The organism is Paenibacillus woosongensis (genome assembly GCF_009725165.1).
Classification (GTDB): domain Bacteria; phylum Bacillota; class Bacilli; order Paenibacillales; family Paenibacillaceae; genus Fontibacillus; species Fontibacillus woosongensis.
Genome location: NZ_WNZW01000017.1, coordinates 83,822 through 98,484, shown reverse-complemented (window position 1 = coordinate 98,484; position 14,663 = coordinate 83,822). Strand labels below are relative to the sequence as shown.

At 45.8% G+C, this 14,663-nt stretch carries 15 protein-coding genes and 1 other annotated feature; of the genes, 4 read left to right on the top strand and 11 right to left on the bottom strand.

The features are described 5' to 3' along the window. Positions 1 to 177: 177 nt before the first annotated feature. Together GNP95_RS23825 and GNP95_RS23820 are read right to left on the bottom strand one after the other, a co-directional pair. Positions 178 to 951 carry a MerR family transcriptional regulator gene (locus GNP95_RS23825; protein ID WP_330163602.1) on the bottom strand — a complete coding sequence of 258 codons (774 nt, stop codon included), beginning with the start codon at positions 949 to 951 and terminating at the stop codon, positions 178 to 180. Then, positions 948 to 1,826, bottom strand: a complete 879-nt coding sequence (locus tag GNP95_RS23820; protein ID WP_155613316.1) for a CPBP family glutamic-type intramembrane protease — start codon at positions 1,824 to 1,826, stop codon at positions 948 to 950. Before GNP95_RS23820 ends, GNP95_RS23825 begins: the two co-directional genes overlap by 4 nt. Before the next feature lie 258 nt (positions 1,827 to 2,084). Here GNP95_RS23820 and GNP95_RS23815 point away from each other — a divergent pair, with 258 nt between their 5' ends. After that, positions 2,085 to 2,486, top strand: coding sequence for a VOC family protein (locus tag GNP95_RS23815; RefSeq protein ID WP_155613315.1), 402 nt, complete (start codon positions 2,085 to 2,087; stop codon positions 2,484 to 2,486). Between the two features lie 65 nt (positions 2,487 to 2,551). On the opposite strand, the gene GNP95_RS23810 is transcribed toward GNP95_RS23815, so the two are convergent. From GNP95_RS23810 to GNP95_RS23775, 8 genes are all read right to left on the bottom strand, one after another. Next, positions 2,552 to 3,370, bottom strand: coding sequence for an AraC family transcriptional regulator (locus GNP95_RS23810; RefSeq protein ID WP_330163601.1), 819 nt, complete (start codon positions 3,368 to 3,370; stop codon positions 2,552 to 2,554). Between the two features lie 196 nt (positions 3,371 to 3,566). Then, the gene (locus tag GNP95_RS23805; RefSeq protein ID WP_330163600.1) at positions 3,567 to 4,466 is read right to left on the bottom strand and encodes a sensor histidine kinase; all 900 of its coding nucleotides are present in this window, start codon (positions 4,464 to 4,466) and stop codon (positions 3,567 to 3,569) included. Positions 4,467 to 4,488: 22 nt separating this feature from the next. Continuing rightward, on the bottom strand, positions 4,489 to 5,253 hold the full coding sequence (locus GNP95_RS23800; RefSeq protein ID WP_155613314.1) for an ABC transporter permease: 765 nt from the start codon (positions 5,251 to 5,253) through the stop codon (positions 4,489 to 4,491). Further along, positions 5,246 to 6,169, bottom strand: a complete 924-nt coding sequence (locus GNP95_RS23795) for an ABC transporter ATP-binding protein (RefSeq protein WP_330163599.1) — start codon at positions 6,167 to 6,169, stop codon at positions 5,246 to 5,248. Before GNP95_RS23795 ends, GNP95_RS23800 begins: the two co-directional genes overlap by 8 nt. Next, a complete protein-coding gene (locus GNP95_RS23790) occupies positions 6,169 to 7,617 on the bottom strand; it encodes a serine hydrolase domain-containing protein (protein ID WP_155613313.1) in 1,449 nt (482 codons plus the stop codon). The genes GNP95_RS23795 and GNP95_RS23790 overlap by 1 nt, the downstream gene beginning before the upstream one ends. An 88-nt stretch (positions 7,618 to 7,705) precedes the next feature. Next, positions 7,706 to 8,401, bottom strand: coding sequence for a response regulator transcription factor (locus GNP95_RS23785; RefSeq protein WP_155613312.1), 696 nt, complete (start codon positions 8,399 to 8,401; stop codon positions 7,706 to 7,708). A 104-nt stretch (positions 8,402 to 8,505) separates the two neighbouring features. Continuing rightward, positions 8,506 to 8,859: a DUF4260 domain-containing protein gene (locus GNP95_RS23780; RefSeq protein ID WP_155613311.1), complete on the bottom strand. Its 354-nt coding sequence runs from the start codon at positions 8,857 to 8,859 to the stop codon at positions 8,506 to 8,508. Further along, a complete protein-coding gene (locus GNP95_RS23775; RefSeq protein WP_155613310.1) occupies positions 8,859 to 9,284 on the bottom strand; it encodes a MerR family transcriptional regulator in 426 nt (141 codons plus the stop codon). Before GNP95_RS23775 ends, GNP95_RS23780 begins: the two co-directional genes overlap by 1 nt. A gap of 168 nt (positions 9,285 to 9,452) precedes the next feature. Between GNP95_RS23775 and GNP95_RS23770 the strand changes: the two genes are divergently transcribed. The 3 genes from GNP95_RS23770 to GNP95_RS23760 all read left to right on the top strand — a co-directional run bounded on the left by GNP95_RS23770 (position 9,453) and on the right by GNP95_RS23760 (position 12,208). Then, on the top strand, positions 9,453 to 10,628 hold the full coding sequence (locus GNP95_RS23770) for a sensor histidine kinase (protein ID WP_155613309.1): 1,176 nt from the start codon (positions 9,453 to 9,455) through the stop codon (positions 10,626 to 10,628). Next, entirely contained in the window at positions 10,615 to 11,268 is a 654-nt protein-coding gene (locus GNP95_RS23765) for a response regulator transcription factor (protein WP_155613308.1), read from the top strand. Before GNP95_RS23770 ends, GNP95_RS23765 begins: the two co-directional genes overlap by 14 nt. Positions 11,269 to 11,356: 88 nt before the next feature. Next, positions 11,357 to 12,208 carry a CPBP family intramembrane glutamic endopeptidase gene (locus tag GNP95_RS23760; protein WP_155613307.1) on the top strand — a complete coding sequence of 284 codons (852 nt, stop codon included), beginning with the start codon at positions 11,357 to 11,359 and terminating at the stop codon, positions 12,206 to 12,208. Between the two features lie 420 nt (positions 12,209 to 12,628). Here the strand turns inward: GNP95_RS23760 and metG are convergent, their stop codons facing one another. Further along, a complete protein-coding gene (gene metG / locus GNP95_RS23750) occupies positions 12,629 to 14,269 on the bottom strand; it encodes a methionine--tRNA ligase (RefSeq protein ID WP_155613306.1) in 1,641 nt (546 codons plus the stop codon). Positions 14,270 to 14,313: 44 nt separating this feature from the next. Continuing rightward, positions 14,314 to 14,577 (bottom strand) — a binding site (T-box leader). Positions 14,578 to 14,663: the final 86 nt, after the last annotated feature.

The window sequence follows — 14,663 nt, the reverse complement described above, 5'->3', positions numbered from 1 at the left end:
CGCTTTGTTTGCTGTACGCTTTTTTCTTGCTTGAACCAAAAAACAAACGGCACAGGGCTTTTCCTATGCCGTTTTGCATTTCAGTTTTACTCCCGGTCTTGTCTTTGATCTTATCTTAATGACATTGCCGGTAAGGGAAGCCTTTTTGTTTTACTGGATTTTACGGAATCGTCTATTCTAACCCCATTGCTCCAAAATTTTTTCAATATACAGCATCACTTCCGAAGACATCCCGTATACTCGAGGTGACTGACCATCCTCCGGAGCAATGTATTCCCAATACTTCTCACCAAGTTGTTCGTCGCCATTAAATAACAATGAAGCATAATCGATGATTCTCTTAGCCAGCTTTTGAGAAGCATCCGAATCCGGGGCTTCGTGCAAGTGGCTATTGATTTCTTTTAGGATGTCCGCCCACTCCAATTCGGCAGACCCCGATTTGCCTATCGGCAAAACATCTAACTCCTCCGGTGAAAAAACTTGCTTTAGAAGGTCACTTCTGGAAAGGTCCTTGGGTTGATCCAGTTCTTTGATAAAATGTAGCATCTCATCGAGATTAACCTGTCCGGTAACCCGTATGGAATAGATGGCAGAGAACAGCAGTTGTTCTACCCTCCTCAAATCCTCCTGTTGCTTTCTTACAATTGAGAGTTGTTCTTCTAACGATCGTGTCCATGCGGCCGCAGCATGATGGGATGATTCATCAACCGCATGTTCGTTCAGTTCGAGAATCACCGCGATCTCGCTCAGTTTAAAATTCATCCTTTTTAAAATTGCAATTTGTTGAAGTCTAAAAATATCCCAATCGCCGTATTGTCTATATTGGTTATTTTCGCCCCGAACCGGATTGAGCAGCCCAAGTTTCTCATAGTAATGCAACGTTCGAATCGATACTTTCGTCAGCTTCGATAACTGTCCTACAGAATACAATCTTAACTCCCGCCCTTTCACGGTTCTGCTTTCTTCCGCCTCGCTCTCTGCCAGAGGTAGAGTGCTCCTACGGCAAAAATTCCGCCCAAGTTCACCATTGTAAATAATATAAAAAGGTTGCCAGTCCCCTCATAACGCTCAGAATACGTGAATAGACGCAGATCGTTCTGCGCGACCATAAATCTCGATATCTCCAAGTAACCAAGATGAAATCCTATAGATGCCCAAAGAGAATCTGTAACACTGCGTAACAGTTGCAGTACTGTTCCGAAGGCAAGCAACAGTATGACATAGTCTGTATTGATCACAACTCCAGGTTCCATGCCAACAAGCTGCTGTAATAAATTTACCGTCACTGGAACAGACACGAACAGCAGGAGTTGTCCTACATAAGCCAAGAAAGCAGGGAGTTTTGCCCGCAAGCCGCTATAGACCAAGCCGCGCATAGTCAATTCCTCAGGAAGTGCTTCGTATAGGAAAGCAAAACATACATTAACAAAAATGCTGAAAAATAGCTGAAACGAGAAATGCCACTCCACAATATCAATCCAGTTCAACTGACTAGCTGCAATAAAACCACAAACTACCAACAATAAAGGAAGCACCGCACCACCCACCAAATGGAACATACCGACTCTGGACAGTGGTATCAACCTAAGCTGAATGCGGTAGCGTCTTTGTATCCAGAATACTAAAGAAACAACTATTATTGAGACGACTAAACCTCGGGTTATTTGTGAAACCCAAATTGGGCCGCCCGCTTGTTCTATCTGTTGTCCTATCAAGGTCGCTGTAAAAAGTCCAATTACCATAGACGCCCAGCCTAGAAATACGACGGTTAGCCCTTTACTATAATGTACGTCCTTCTCGAATTCCCTGTTCATCCATTTTTTCATTTGTGATCCCCCCTACACCCTGACTATAAACCCTCCAGTATAGGTCAGTGTCAAGTCATGAATGAGAGAGTCTTAAACAAGTATTTGTATTCGCTTCGCTGCAGCTGCTCTGAGGCGAAACTTGCGCTACTTTTGATCCGGCCCTCCATAACATCTACTGAGCGAAATCGTAGCAATTCAGAAGAAATCCACTTGTGGATCGAATGCTATACTGAGTTTATAAAAATTCAAATATGACGAAGAAAGGATGTACGAACAATGGCTAAACACACAACCTACATTTTATCCGAGGATGCAAGATCGCAAGCTGAGTTTTACACGACAGCACTAGGAGGAGAGGTTCTCTCCATCATGACGTACGGACAACTGCCCGATTCAAATGACGCTATCAAGGACAAAGTCGTTCACCTGAGCCTCGTGGCGGGCGGAGTTAATCTCTTCATGTCTGACTCTTTCGAACCGATTCAATGTGGGAACAATATCAACTTGTCACTCGAGTTCGCAACGGAGGACGAAGCCCGTGAAGCTTTCACGAAGCTCGCGGAAGGCGGCAAGGTGAAGTACCCCTTAGAACCTGCTTTCTGGGGCGCCCTGCACGGACAGCTTGAGGACAAATTCGGCGTGCTGTGGATGATTTCCAACGAGGTAAAACCGAGCTAGACAGATAGCACGTCCACTCCCCTATTACACAGGCTGACCTTTTTATATTTTCAAGACCATAAAATCTACTTCCGCTGCCAGGATTGATTTTTTAGATTGAGAAAATTCTGCATAAGCAACGGCAAAGATACCAGAATCGGGGGATCATCTTGCCGGGCAGGATGAAGCATGACTTCCTGGTAAAGGACAGGTGTATGAGGTTGAACGATAATCGGCGCGTGCGACCGGGTACGCAAGGTAGCATGAGGTAGTAGGAAATCCTTCGTCTGCATCTCCCAAGAGACGGACGTTGCCATCAAATAATAAGTGCCAGGCTTGACATCCATAAAACGAAAGCGCCCCAATGAAGGAAGCAGTGTCCCGTATAACGGAAGCCCTTCGGGAATCGGTTTGGCAAACAAGCCAATGAGGATGAAGCCATCAAACGGAACTGCCGAATAGATCCTTCCTTCTATCGTGGAGTTGCCGGGAAGTAGAATAGAAGACACAGACATCGTTTCCCAGTCGCTGAGATTCCGCAACGACTTGAAGTGCTCATCCGCTTCTTGCGCGGATCGGCGAAACTCGGACGGCGTCACGCCTACCCGCTCGGTAAACCGGGTAGTGAACGTGCCAAGGCTCTGCTGCCCGATCTCGAGCCCGATATCGCGAATGGTCAAGTTTGTCTGCAGCAGCAGGTCTTTGGCCTTCTGCAATCGGAGAGCTGAGACATAATACAAGGGCGGAAGCCCGATCTTCTCTTTGAAGATGCGCGTAAAATGATATGGGCTGTATAGCGCAATGTTGGCCAGACGCGAAAGCTCAAGCGGTTCGTCAATATGCTTGTGAATATAGGCAATAACTTCATCGATTTCTGAATAGTGGTCTGCTCCCTCTTTCGCCACGCCATCACCCCGCTTTAAATGATTCCTATTCTTTACCTTTTTTTAACCCAGATCCGACTTCATCGACAATGATCGTACCCTGACATGCCTGATAACATTGGGAGGTGCTTGTGCTTTCCGGGCTGCAGAGCAGGTCATTTATCCTAGCCTTCGCTCCGGATCATAATAATGCTCCAGCAGCAGCCTCACGGCGCATTTATTTTCTTTTCCACTCGCATCTCATCTCCACGTACCCATCATTAAGCTCTGCAGACAGTTGCCCGTTCATCTTTAACATGAGACTATGGGCAATGGATAAACCCAAGCCTGTTCTTCGTCTTGATCTTGATCGATCCGCTGTATAGAAGCGATCAAACAGCCTGTCTATGTCTTGCCCGCTCAAGTTGTCTGCTTCATTCCTGATGATGAGCACGATGTTGCCCCCTGCTTCCTTCAAGCTGATCGTTACATGGCCTGTCGCATGTCGGATCACATTGCTGATTAAATTTTCGAATACACGTTTAACCGCCGACGGATCCACGTTGGCAATCAGCACTTCATCCGTTATTTGCAGATCCGGTTCCAGGCGACGCTCGTTAAATTGATCATAATATCCGGTCAACACTTCCCACAACAATGCATTCATTTGTACCGGTTCCATCTTAAGTTCATAATCCGTAGATTGCACGAGAGACAACTCAAAGAATTCCTGAAGTAATATATGTAAGCGATCGGCAGTTGCTCTGATGATGGACATATATTCCTGCCGTTTCTCTTCTGTAACAGAACTGGCTCCCAATAATTTGGTATACCCGATTATGGCCGTTAGCGGCGTCCTCAAATCATGAGACATATTAGCGATCGCTTGTCTCAATTCGCGATCACTGCGTATTCGATCCCTGTTCGATTGGACCGCCAGATCCATCAATTGATTAATATTTCCGGCAAGCTCTTCGATATCTTTGTCCAGTAAAGCAATATCAACCTTCTTCCCGCTTAAGCCTTTATGAAAGCGTTCGACCTGGCTGGATAAGCGTCTCATTTCCTTCTTAATCATCACCAGGCGAAGGAGAAAAATGAACATAAGCAGAACCGCAGCGATCGCTATATAGATCACGTTCCCTCCCCCTTCATTATCTTTATTTCATCTCTTTCCTCTTAAACACTAGATTCCCGCAGAACACCAAAATTAGAATGGCGCTGAATCCAACCGACAAAGACTGGATCACATCAGCGTAGGTCATCCTGACTCGGAAGGAGTCGATAAGATGATGGAATATCGTGTAGCGGTACAACGTTTCCAGAACCCCTGGCAACGGTCTTAGAACTTCTGCTACGGAGATTAACAATGCGATTACAACGGAAATAATAATGGTTTTCCCGCTATCTTCCGCAAGCACCGCGATCAGTATCAATAAGGCAACGAGGGCCAGCATATGAATGAGGAACAAGCCCAATGCTCTTGCCAAATAGCCCAATGCCGACGGGTCTGTCATTTCGCCGAATGCGAATAATAGCTTCCCGCCTATGATTACAATTAACGGACACACTACAGCTAGAAACACGGAACCGAGTGCCAATACGATGAACTTAGCTAAAAAGATATGACTTCTGCGATTCCCGCTCATAACGATGTTCTTGACAACCCCTATTGTGAATTCATTCGCCATAAAAAATCCGGCAAGCGTACTCAAGAATAACATGAAGTAGAATGGGGTTGTAGCAAGTGCAAGCGAAGAGAACATCTCCAGACCCGCCCCCATAAACATATTATCCATCTTCCACCATCCGATGGTAATTAGATAGTGCAGGAGGGTAAAAACAACCGTTACAATGACCGTCAGTGTCCAAAACACTTTATTTTTGCCGAGTTTGAACAGCTCCATGCGCAATAAATTAATCATGGAATCCGCCCCCAACCCGTTTAGTAAAATAGCTTTCCAAGTCATCCCCGCCTGGCGCAAAATATTCAATGACCAGACCGCTGCTTGTCAAAGCCATAGATACCCTTCTGACATCATGATAGAGGTTGTAAAGCTTGATTGTACCATCCTGCAAAACTTCATAATCCTGGGTGCCCAGCTCCATCTCAAGAACAGTTGCGGCCTTGCTTGGATCATCCACTCGGATACGTAGATGCTGCCTGCACTTCTCATTTAATTGTTCACGGGTCATTTGCTCCAGCAGTCTACCTCTATGGATAATGCCGTACTTCGTTGCCATCTGATGAAGCTCGCTCAAAATATGGCTGGAGATTAGAATCGTTAATCCCAACTCGCGATTCAGCTTCTTGACCAGTTCTCTAAGTTCCACGATACCTCCAGGGTCAAGGCCATTCGTCGGTTCGTCGAGTATAAGCAGCTCCGGGTCGCCCAGCAAGGCGATGGCCAAGCCCAAACGCTGCTTCATGCCGAGTGAGAAGTTCCTCGCCTTCTTCTTCCCTGTATCCTGTAGTCCGACGAGGGCAAGCGCCTTCGAGATGCATGCCTTACCCGGGATGCCTCGGAGCAGCCGATGGACTTCAAGATTATCGCGGGCTGTCATATCAGGATATAATGCAGGGCTTTCAATGATTGCCCCTACGCGCTTCCGAGCTTCAATCAACCCCGCCTCGCTGCTATATCCAAACAAGCTGACAGATCCGCTCGTTGGCCGGGCCAGTGCAGTCACGATACGCAGCAACGTACTTTTTCCTGCTCCGTTCTGCCCGATAAAACCGTATATATCTCCCTTTTCCACGACCAAGTTGACATGATCCAGGGCAGCCTGTTCCTTGTATTTCTTCGTCAAATTGATGGTTGTCAGAACAGCCTGTTCCACTAGGTCCTACCCCCTTTAAGCCGATAATAAATTCTCTTCCCTGTCATGAACACCGCACATAAGAAGATGATGGATAACAAGATTGCCAAAGCTGGCCATAGTCGAAACACATCCAGGGCCGTTGAGCTATTGTCCTGCAGCCCCGGAACAATAAACATTAACCATCCTATTCCCGCAATAGGAATCATTTGAGGGATTAACCGCAGATAGTAACGTAAAGCTGAATGGTGTTGGCGCTGATCAGACCACCTTTTACTGCGCAGGATTCCCCTGATTCCCAAGCTTGCATATAGCAATGTAAGAAATCCAAGCGAGAAATCAATAATTGTAGGTACGGGTGCCTTCAGTTCAGGTTCTTTTCCCTCGGTCAACTGTATAATCCTTGAGCTCATCTCGTATGCATGCTCGAAGGTCGTTGTGAAGCTATTAAGGATTACAGCTATTGCATAGCCGCTGCTCGTTACGATGCTTTGTTGGGCATGATAGCTTGATAATGCGCCACTATGCTGTATTCGTTGCGGCGCAACATCCGAAGAGCTAAGCGACCAGCCTAGACCGTAATGTTCACTTCCAGGCTGCGGGGAATAAGATTCTTCCAGTAAGGATGAAGACAATAATCTAATTCCTGTTGGGCTTACTCCATCATTGGTATGCATGGAGAGCCATTTTCCCATATCTGCAGCTGTAGTAACGATTCCCCCTGCTCCACCGAACATGAGCTCCATCTCTGATATTGGAATTGCTGTTCCGTAGGCTGTGACATGTCCGCGAGGCAACCCTGGAATCGCATCTCCAGCGTTCACAGGCGAGAGGGAGTCGTCCATACCGAGCGGGGAGAACAGCTTCGTGTCAAGATACGCAGCGAACTCCATGCCGCTTACGTTCTCCACCAGCCATGCCAAGATCCAATAGTTCGCATTGCTATACGAATGTTGCTCCCCGGGATTGGATTGAAGCTTCCACGAGTGAAGACGCTTAACGCCTTGTTCCAAGGTATCCGCCTTAGGCACAATGGTTGGGTTGGGAATTCCGGATGTATGGCTAAGCAGATGGCGGATGGTCACTTGTCCAAATCTGTTATCATCCATCGTTAGCTCAGGCAAATGGCGGATGACCGGGTCATCCAGTTGGATGGCTCCTTCATTCACGAGCTGCAGTACGGCAAATGCGGTAAATGTTTTAGACACAGAACCAATTCTCATTAAGGAATGTTCCGTTATGGGGCTACCCTCGGAATCATGCCCATAGCCTTGCGCGTGGATGATCTCGCCATCCTTAACGATGACAATTGAAGCACCTGGCAGTCCATTCCGTCTCAAGTAACGCTTAACATAGTCGTCTACAGCATCCTTGTCGAGTACAGGCGCCGCAGCAAAGGTTGATTGAGGAAGATAAAGAAATGAGGCGAGTAGCGCTATCGTCATCACTGCGAGTAAAAGTTTTCTCATTTTGCACTCTCCTATTTCATCTGATGTACATCATTCTAATCATCAAATCCTAATAGAAGATTAATTAAAACATTAAGAAACTATTAATTCATCCTTTCAGTCGATAGCCCATTCCCCAGATGGTCTCAATATACTCGGCCTCCGGGTTTGCCTGCGCCAATTTTTTCCTTAAATTGCTCATATGTACGGTAATCGTATTGTCATCACCCAAGTAATTGTCTCCCCATACCGCTTCAAATAGATTTTTCTTTGTATATACTTTCTTAGGGTAAGACATTAAAAGTTCCAGCACTGCAAACTCCCTCGCGGTCAAGATCACATCGAAACCGTTGACCGACACCATCTTAGTATCTATGTTCAAAACAATATCTTTGTACGTCAATTGTCGGACCGGATCGGGTTCCACGACACGTCTATATCTCCCAAGATGGATGTCGATCCTTGCCGATACCTCTTCAATATCAAAAGGTTTTGTAATGTAGTCGTCTGCTCCCATTCGTAAAACGGCGACTTTTGACTGCTGTTCCCCTTTGGCCGATATAATGATCACCGGCAGTTGACGATCCGGTCCTAACTGCTCAAGTATTTCTTCGCCACTAAGACCGGGAAGCATCAGATCGAGCAATACCATGCTCCACTCCCGCTTATTGGCCAAATACAACAAAGCCTCTGTGCCAGAATAAGCCGGCTGCGGAACATAACCACTACTGGCTATAATTTCGCACAGTAATTTATTAATTTCATTATCATCTTCAACGACCAATATTTTTACTATTCCGTTCATTTCATTCACCCCATCATTCTAGATTCTCTAAATATAGAAATCCAGAAAATTAGCTATTCCGGAAGTTTAGGCAGATCCAAGAACCTTCTGTCTAATTTGTTACGTTAAAGCCTTTGCATATGTGTATTAGTAAATGAAGAGTCTTGATATTTCAACCCAGCACCTATTGCTCTATCCATACATATATGAGCGATCCAAATGATCGATCCTAATAATAGATAATCGTTTGAAAAATATAAGTAACCTAATGCAAAAAGCAGGGGGAAAATAAAGGTGTGTCCTAAATTATAAACAATCGCACCTATTTTCTTATTCATTGTGTACCCAAGCATTGTAAGATCAGGAACGAATAAAAGAACAACGAACAACCATATGGGAAAGTGTAGCTGCATGTAAGTAAAAAAGGAAAGTGCAAAGGCAATTGCATATTCAACATGCATGATTTGTTTATTTGTCATCATATTTCTCCCTTTAAATCCTTTTGAAATAAACCAAGCAATAAGTTTTCGATATCTTCAATATTCTCTGAATACTCCACTTCACTCGCAAGTTCTTTAATGGTTTGGACCACTATCAATGCTTGTTGGTAAAACCGAATTTTTTCCTCAAGATTCATTATTTTTTGATTCAACAATAATACTGTTGCATCCTTACATTCCGTAGATATGGATCTGTCTCGTAGTAAAAGTGATTGTTGAATTTCCTTTATTGTAAATCCTAATTGCTTTAATACGATGATAAGCTGTATCTGCTTCTCACATTCTTCATCAAATTCCCGATAATTATTTTCTCGTCTTACTGGATTCAATAAGTTTTCTTTCTCATAATAACGAATTGTATCGGTTTGAATTTGATATTTGTTCGCAAAATCCTTGATTTTCATTGTCGGCCTCCCTTCCAGTAAAATCATAACATTGGATTAAACTCCAGAGTCAACTATTCATTCGGCGGCAGAAAACAGAAAGTGCCAATTAACATATTTTTCCCTTATAATTGATACACTGGATGCACTGGTGCTGATATATTTTTACTGGAAAAGTGGGATGTCGATATGAAAAAAATATTATCTTTCATGGATTGGGGCCTATTTGCTCTTCGTTTGTATCACTATATTTTGCTAGCGTCCCGTCTATTGGAAGTAAGTGAATTTTCGATCCTAACGGTAGTTAATATCTTTTGGCTGATTCTAGCGTCTGTCGTCCCTATGCTGTTCTGGTTCCCCGGGTTTAGAAATAACAAGACTTGGTTCTGCATACTGGAGCTGCTGCTGGGCGGTTCTTATTATGTGAATTCTGCCATCCATCCGGATTTGACTTCAAGGGCGGACTATTTGCTGCTCAGCCTTATCATGGGATACTTAATGACGAAGAAGACGATCTGGGTTATTCCTGTGGTGGCTTTCATTCCTTTTTTGTCGCAGACTTACATGCATTTGCCTTGGGAGCAGGCGTTTAGCTTCGCATCAGACAATTTGCTGTTCTGTTTCATCGGCATATGGGCGAGCTCCGTAGCCAAAGCATATGAAGAGAAGAATAAACTAGCACTAGAAGTGGAACGGCAAAATAAGCTGCTAACCCTCTACACTGCGGAAATCGAGACAATGACGCTTCAGGAAGAGCGCAACCGTATGTCCAAGGAGCTTCATGATACATTGGGGCACTCCTTTATCTCACTGATTATGGGCCTTGATGCTTCGATTGCCCTTCTGGATCGGAAGCCGGAAGAGGTCAAAGGCCGTTTAATCCGTTTAAGGGCACTCGCTGAACAAAATTTGGACGACATGCGAAACATTGTTCATGAGATGGGAGAAGAAGAGGGGGCGAGTCTTACACAGCAGGTGGAGAACCTTGTCCTTCGTTTCCAAGAGCACACGGGAACTGTACTAACCGTCAATCTGCTGGGGACAGAGCCCAGGGTGCATTTTGAAGTGCGGCAAACGGTCCTCCGTGTCATTCAGGAAGCTTTTACGAATGCGTTAAAGCATGGAAAAGCATCTCAATTGTTCCTGGAGCTGGAGTTTGCCGTGAACACGCTGCAATTAATTGTCCGAAATAACGGCATACCGATTAAAAAAATGGATTATGGCTTCGGCTTGACCACGATGAAGCATCGAATCGAGCAATTGGGAGGCAGCATGTCCGTGGATTCCAAGGAGGAAGCTGAGGCGATGACCGAAGTCAGATGTGAAATTCCGCTAAAGGGAGTGCTGCTGCATGTCGAACATTAAAGTGCTGATTGCTGATGATCAAGAATTAATCCTGGAAAGCTTACATATCGTGCTGTCCATGGAGGAAGATATCGAAATTGCCGCATTGGCAAAAAACGGGGAGGAAGCCATTCATGACTGCGAGCAGTTTCAGCCCGACATTGTGCTGATGGATATCAATATGCCTGTCATGGACGGCGTGGCTGCAACGGCCCTGATTAAAAAGCGATTCCCTGACATCAAGATTATTATGCTGACCTCTTATAAGGAAGTGGAGTATGTGCTTGCGGCGTTAAGTCATGGCGCAGAAGGTTATCTGCTCAAGGCCATCCATCCCAAGGATCTGGCTGCAGGTATACGCGTGGTTCATGCGGGAGGCACCTTAATAACACAAGAGATGGCGGGCAAAATGATTAAAAGCATGAGCATGAACAATTCCTCCACCGTAAAAAGTAATAAATACGGGCTCAGCCCCCGTGAACTCGAAGTGCTGCATAAGCTGGCTTCCGGCCTGCGCAATCAAGACATTGCTGAGGCGCTTTTTCTTAGTGAAGGGACAGTTAAGAATTACATCTCAACGATTTATTCGAAGCTTCATGTCAAGGGAAGGCGAGAAGCTGCCCGCATAGCCCGAGATTCGGGCATATTGGATCACAAGTAACCATGACATGACCAAAGCGCACTGTGTCTTTATGACTTTTTCAGCATAAACTCATAACTACCAAACGTTATAGGAGCTGATGAAAGACATGAAGAAAATAAGGTCCCATAACATAGAGAGGCTGCTTCGCTTTCCAATAACCTGGATGCTTGTGGGTGCGGTCGCTATTATTCTTGTACAGGGGCTATCCCTTGTGCTGACCGAGCGAGTAGAAGGCGCCGGTTCCCTGCTCTTAACACTACTGTTGGGCTTTGCAGCCATCCTGGTGTATAAGCTTATTATGAAATACGTGGCTTTGCGGCCTATTCCAGAGCTGTCCGGGCAGCGCGCAGGGGTGGAAGCTTTCCGGGGCGTAATCACGGGAGCGATTTTTATCGCAGTGTCCACGCTTATTATTGTTATGCTCGGCGGCTACTCCTTTCAATGGGCGGCGGCTGCAGGCCCGGGTTCTATTCTCTTGAAGTCCATTGAAATAGCGCTGAGCGCAGCCATCGTCGAGGAACTGGTGTTTCGTGGATTGATGCTTCAAGCTATACAGAAATTAGGGGGCAGCTGGATTGCACTCGCGATAACCTCGCTTACCTTTGGGGCCTTCCATCTGGGCAATCCAGGAGCAACACCATGGAGCGCACTTGCCATCACCCTGGAAGCAGGGGTTCTGCTCGGAGCTGCATTCTTGTGGCGGCGTAATTTGTGGTTTGCCATGGGGCTGCATTTTGCTTGGAATGCACTCGAAGGTGCGCTTGGCATTCCTGTGTCCGGGCTTCCTGCGGCCGGGTTGTTTACTGTGAAGGCAAACGGCCCAGCATGGCTCACGGGGGGAGATTTTGGCCTGGAGGGCTCTATTGTTACGGTGATCCTAGGACTTGTGATTGCCATTCCGATGCTGATCGGTGCTGCGCGGAAGCCAGTATACCAGTCCGCGATAAGAAGCCATTGAAGTAATAACCTGGCAAGCCATCTCAATGTCCGCATGGGTGGAGATTTCACCGCGGCCGACGGCCCGGTGCATGAGCTCACGATTCACTACAGCCCACGGTTCGATAATCTCTCCGTTAACCGATTCGGGATTCTACGAAAAAAAGGAGCCCCTGCCTGCGAGTACTCGAAGTTTGCGTTCACCTTCTTCGATCGATTGCGGCTTCAATAGCGCGAGCAGATCATTGCGCAAGGTTTCCGTATCGGGCAAGAGATCAAGCTCAAGTACCGGAAATGGACGTCTATGCCGATGTGCGGAAGCAGGTGTTCACGCGTCTATCAAACGAAAAACGCGGCAACCCTCTAGCGACTGCAGAAGCCGTTCTCAAGATCGTGGACTCAGCGGAACCCCCACTACGAGTTGCGCTCGGCCCTTTCTAGACTACATTTTTTGCTTCTCCAACAAACTTAGCTCTTCTTCAATCCGACTGACGTCAATGCGCTCGAACAAAAGCTCTAACTTTTGAATTTGTAAGTCAGCTGGAACAAAAATTAACTGCCAGCTCGATCTTTCCAGCGTAAGAAATGTTCTTATTTTCTCACAAGAGAAGGGAATGAAGGGCTCCAGCAAATTTGCGAGATTGGCGATAATCTGTACACAAGAATATAGTGTAAGTCCACATGCCTCTCGATTTTCCTTGATTTGCACCCATGGTTTTTGTTCATCAAAATATTTATTGACTTGACGAACGTAGGTAAAAATCAACTCAATCGCTTCTTTTAGACGGCCTTCTTCAATTAGCGTTCCAGCATCTCGATATATATTTTCGGTTGCCCTTTTCCATTCCTCACTAAGTTCACCTGAAGGAACACGTCCTCCAAATGATTTGTCGATAAAGGCCAACGTGCGGTTGACCAAATTTCCGAACGCGCCAAGCAACTCCCCATTGTGACTGTAAATGAATTCCCTCCATGAAAAATCAGTGTCGCGCTTCTCTGGTCCATTTGCAATCAGAAAGTAACGAATGGAGTCCGGTTGGTACCTTTTCAGAATGTCTGGCACCCAGACTGCCCAGTTACGGCTTGTTGAAAACTTTTCCCCTTCTAGTGTCATGTACTCACATGAGATAATTCGATCCGGTAAATGCAGCCCTCCTACTCCCAAGAGCAGAGCAGGCCAAATAAGTGTGTGGAAAGGTATATTGTCCTTTCCATGAACATAATAAGCGGTTAGATTCTTCTCTTCGTCCGACCAAAAGGATTCCCAACTACCACCTGTCTGAACTGCCCATTGCTTACTTGCAGACAGGTACCCGCTAACGGCTTCAACCCAGACATAGATTTTCTTTTCGTCGAATCCTTCAACTGGAACTTCAACACCCCATGTTAAATCTCTAGTCGCCGCACGATCTTGAAGCCCCTCATTTAAGTACCTCTGAGTCAAATGGATAGCATTTTCTTTCCATCCCTGAGCCCTTTCTGCATATTGGGACAATTCAGCTTGAAATTGAGACAGTGCAAGGTAATAATGCTCCGTTGGTCGCTCGATAGGTGGATTTCCACAAATTTTGCATGTTTTTTCTGACAAGTCCGCTGGATCGAGCAATGTTGAACAAAAGTCACATTGATCTCCTCGGGCACGATTTCCACAAACAGGGCAATTCCCTTCAACGTATCGATCTGGCAAGAATCGTTGATCTGTTTCACAGTACGTCTGCAGGATAGTTTTTTTATACAGATGTTCATTTTCCAAAAGTCTCAAAAATAAGTCTTGAACTACACGATGATGAAATTCTTGATCGGTACGTGTGTACAAATCATAAGTGAATCCCAAGCGATTGAAGCATTCGACAAATTCCTGATGGAACCGATCTGCAATATCACCTGGCGAGACTCCCTCCTGCATAGCTTGAACAGCGACAGGAGTTCCGTGACAATCGCTGCCTGACACGTATAATACGTCATCTCCCTTCGCACGGAAATAACGTGCCAATACATCCCCCGGCAACACACTTGCCAATCGACCCAGATGCAATGAACCATTCGCATACGGCCATGCTCCACCAATAAATATTTTCGCCATGAAATGCCCTCCCTTATTTTTGACACACAAAAAAACCCTCATCCCAAAGGGACGAGAGTTGTGCTCACGTGGTACCACCCAATTTTATAAAATGCCTCACAGCATTCACCTCTTCAGGTACGACGCTATTCGCGTTTATACCCTAGCACAGTAACGGATGCGGGTTCCGGCGCAGCCTACAACCACATGAGGTTTCGATGCGCAGCTCTGAGACCATGTTCCCTAGGCTATTCTTTACCCCTTTTCAGCTACCGGAGCTCTCTGTAAAAAGACGTCGCCAAGGTACTCTTTCTCTTCTTAGCTTTTCAGAGTATTCAAGTTATTGGAAATTATACTGAACATCATTTCCGAAGTCAAGGTTATTATACGGTTTACCTCTGACTTATATACCCTA

Excerpts from the sequence above, each read along its gene's own strand:
- GNP95_RS23820 (WP_155613316.1), bottom strand. The coding sequence starts at position 1,826 with ATGAAAAAATGGATGAACAGGGAATTCGAGAAGGACGTACATTATAGT.
- GNP95_RS23815 (WP_155613315.1), top strand. The coding sequence starts at position 2,085 with ATGGCTAAACACACAACCTACATTTTATCCGAGGATGCAAGATCGCAA.
- GNP95_RS23800 (WP_155613314.1), bottom strand. The coding sequence starts at position 5,253 with ATGATTAATTTATTGCGCATGGAGCTGTTCAAACTCGGCAAAAATAAA.
- GNP95_RS23790 (WP_155613313.1), bottom strand. The coding sequence starts at position 7,617 with ATGAGAAAACTTTTACTCGCAGTGATGACGATAGCGCTACTCGCCTCA.
- GNP95_RS23785 (WP_155613312.1), bottom strand. The coding sequence starts at position 8,401 with ATGAACGGAATAGTAAAAATATTGGTCGTTGAAGATGATAATGAAATT.
- GNP95_RS23780 (WP_155613311.1), bottom strand. The coding sequence starts at position 8,859 with ATGACAAATAAACAAATCATGCATGTTGAATATGCAATTGCCTTTGCA.
- GNP95_RS23775 (WP_155613310.1), bottom strand. The coding sequence starts at position 9,284 with ATGAAAATCAAGGATTTTGCGAACAAATATCAAATTCAAACCGATACA.
- GNP95_RS23770 (WP_155613309.1), top strand. The coding sequence starts at position 9,453 with ATGAAAAAAATATTATCTTTCATGGATTGGGGCCTATTTGCTCTTCGT.
- GNP95_RS23765 (WP_155613308.1), top strand. The coding sequence starts at position 10,615 with ATGTCGAACATTAAAGTGCTGATTGCTGATGATCAAGAATTAATCCTG.
- GNP95_RS23760 (WP_155613307.1), top strand. The coding sequence starts at position 11,357 with ATGAAGAAAATAAGGTCCCATAACATAGAGAGGCTGCTTCGCTTTCCA.
- metG (WP_155613306.1), bottom strand. The coding sequence starts at position 14,269 with ATGGCGAAAATATTTATTGGTGGAGCATGGCCGTATGCGAATGGTTCA.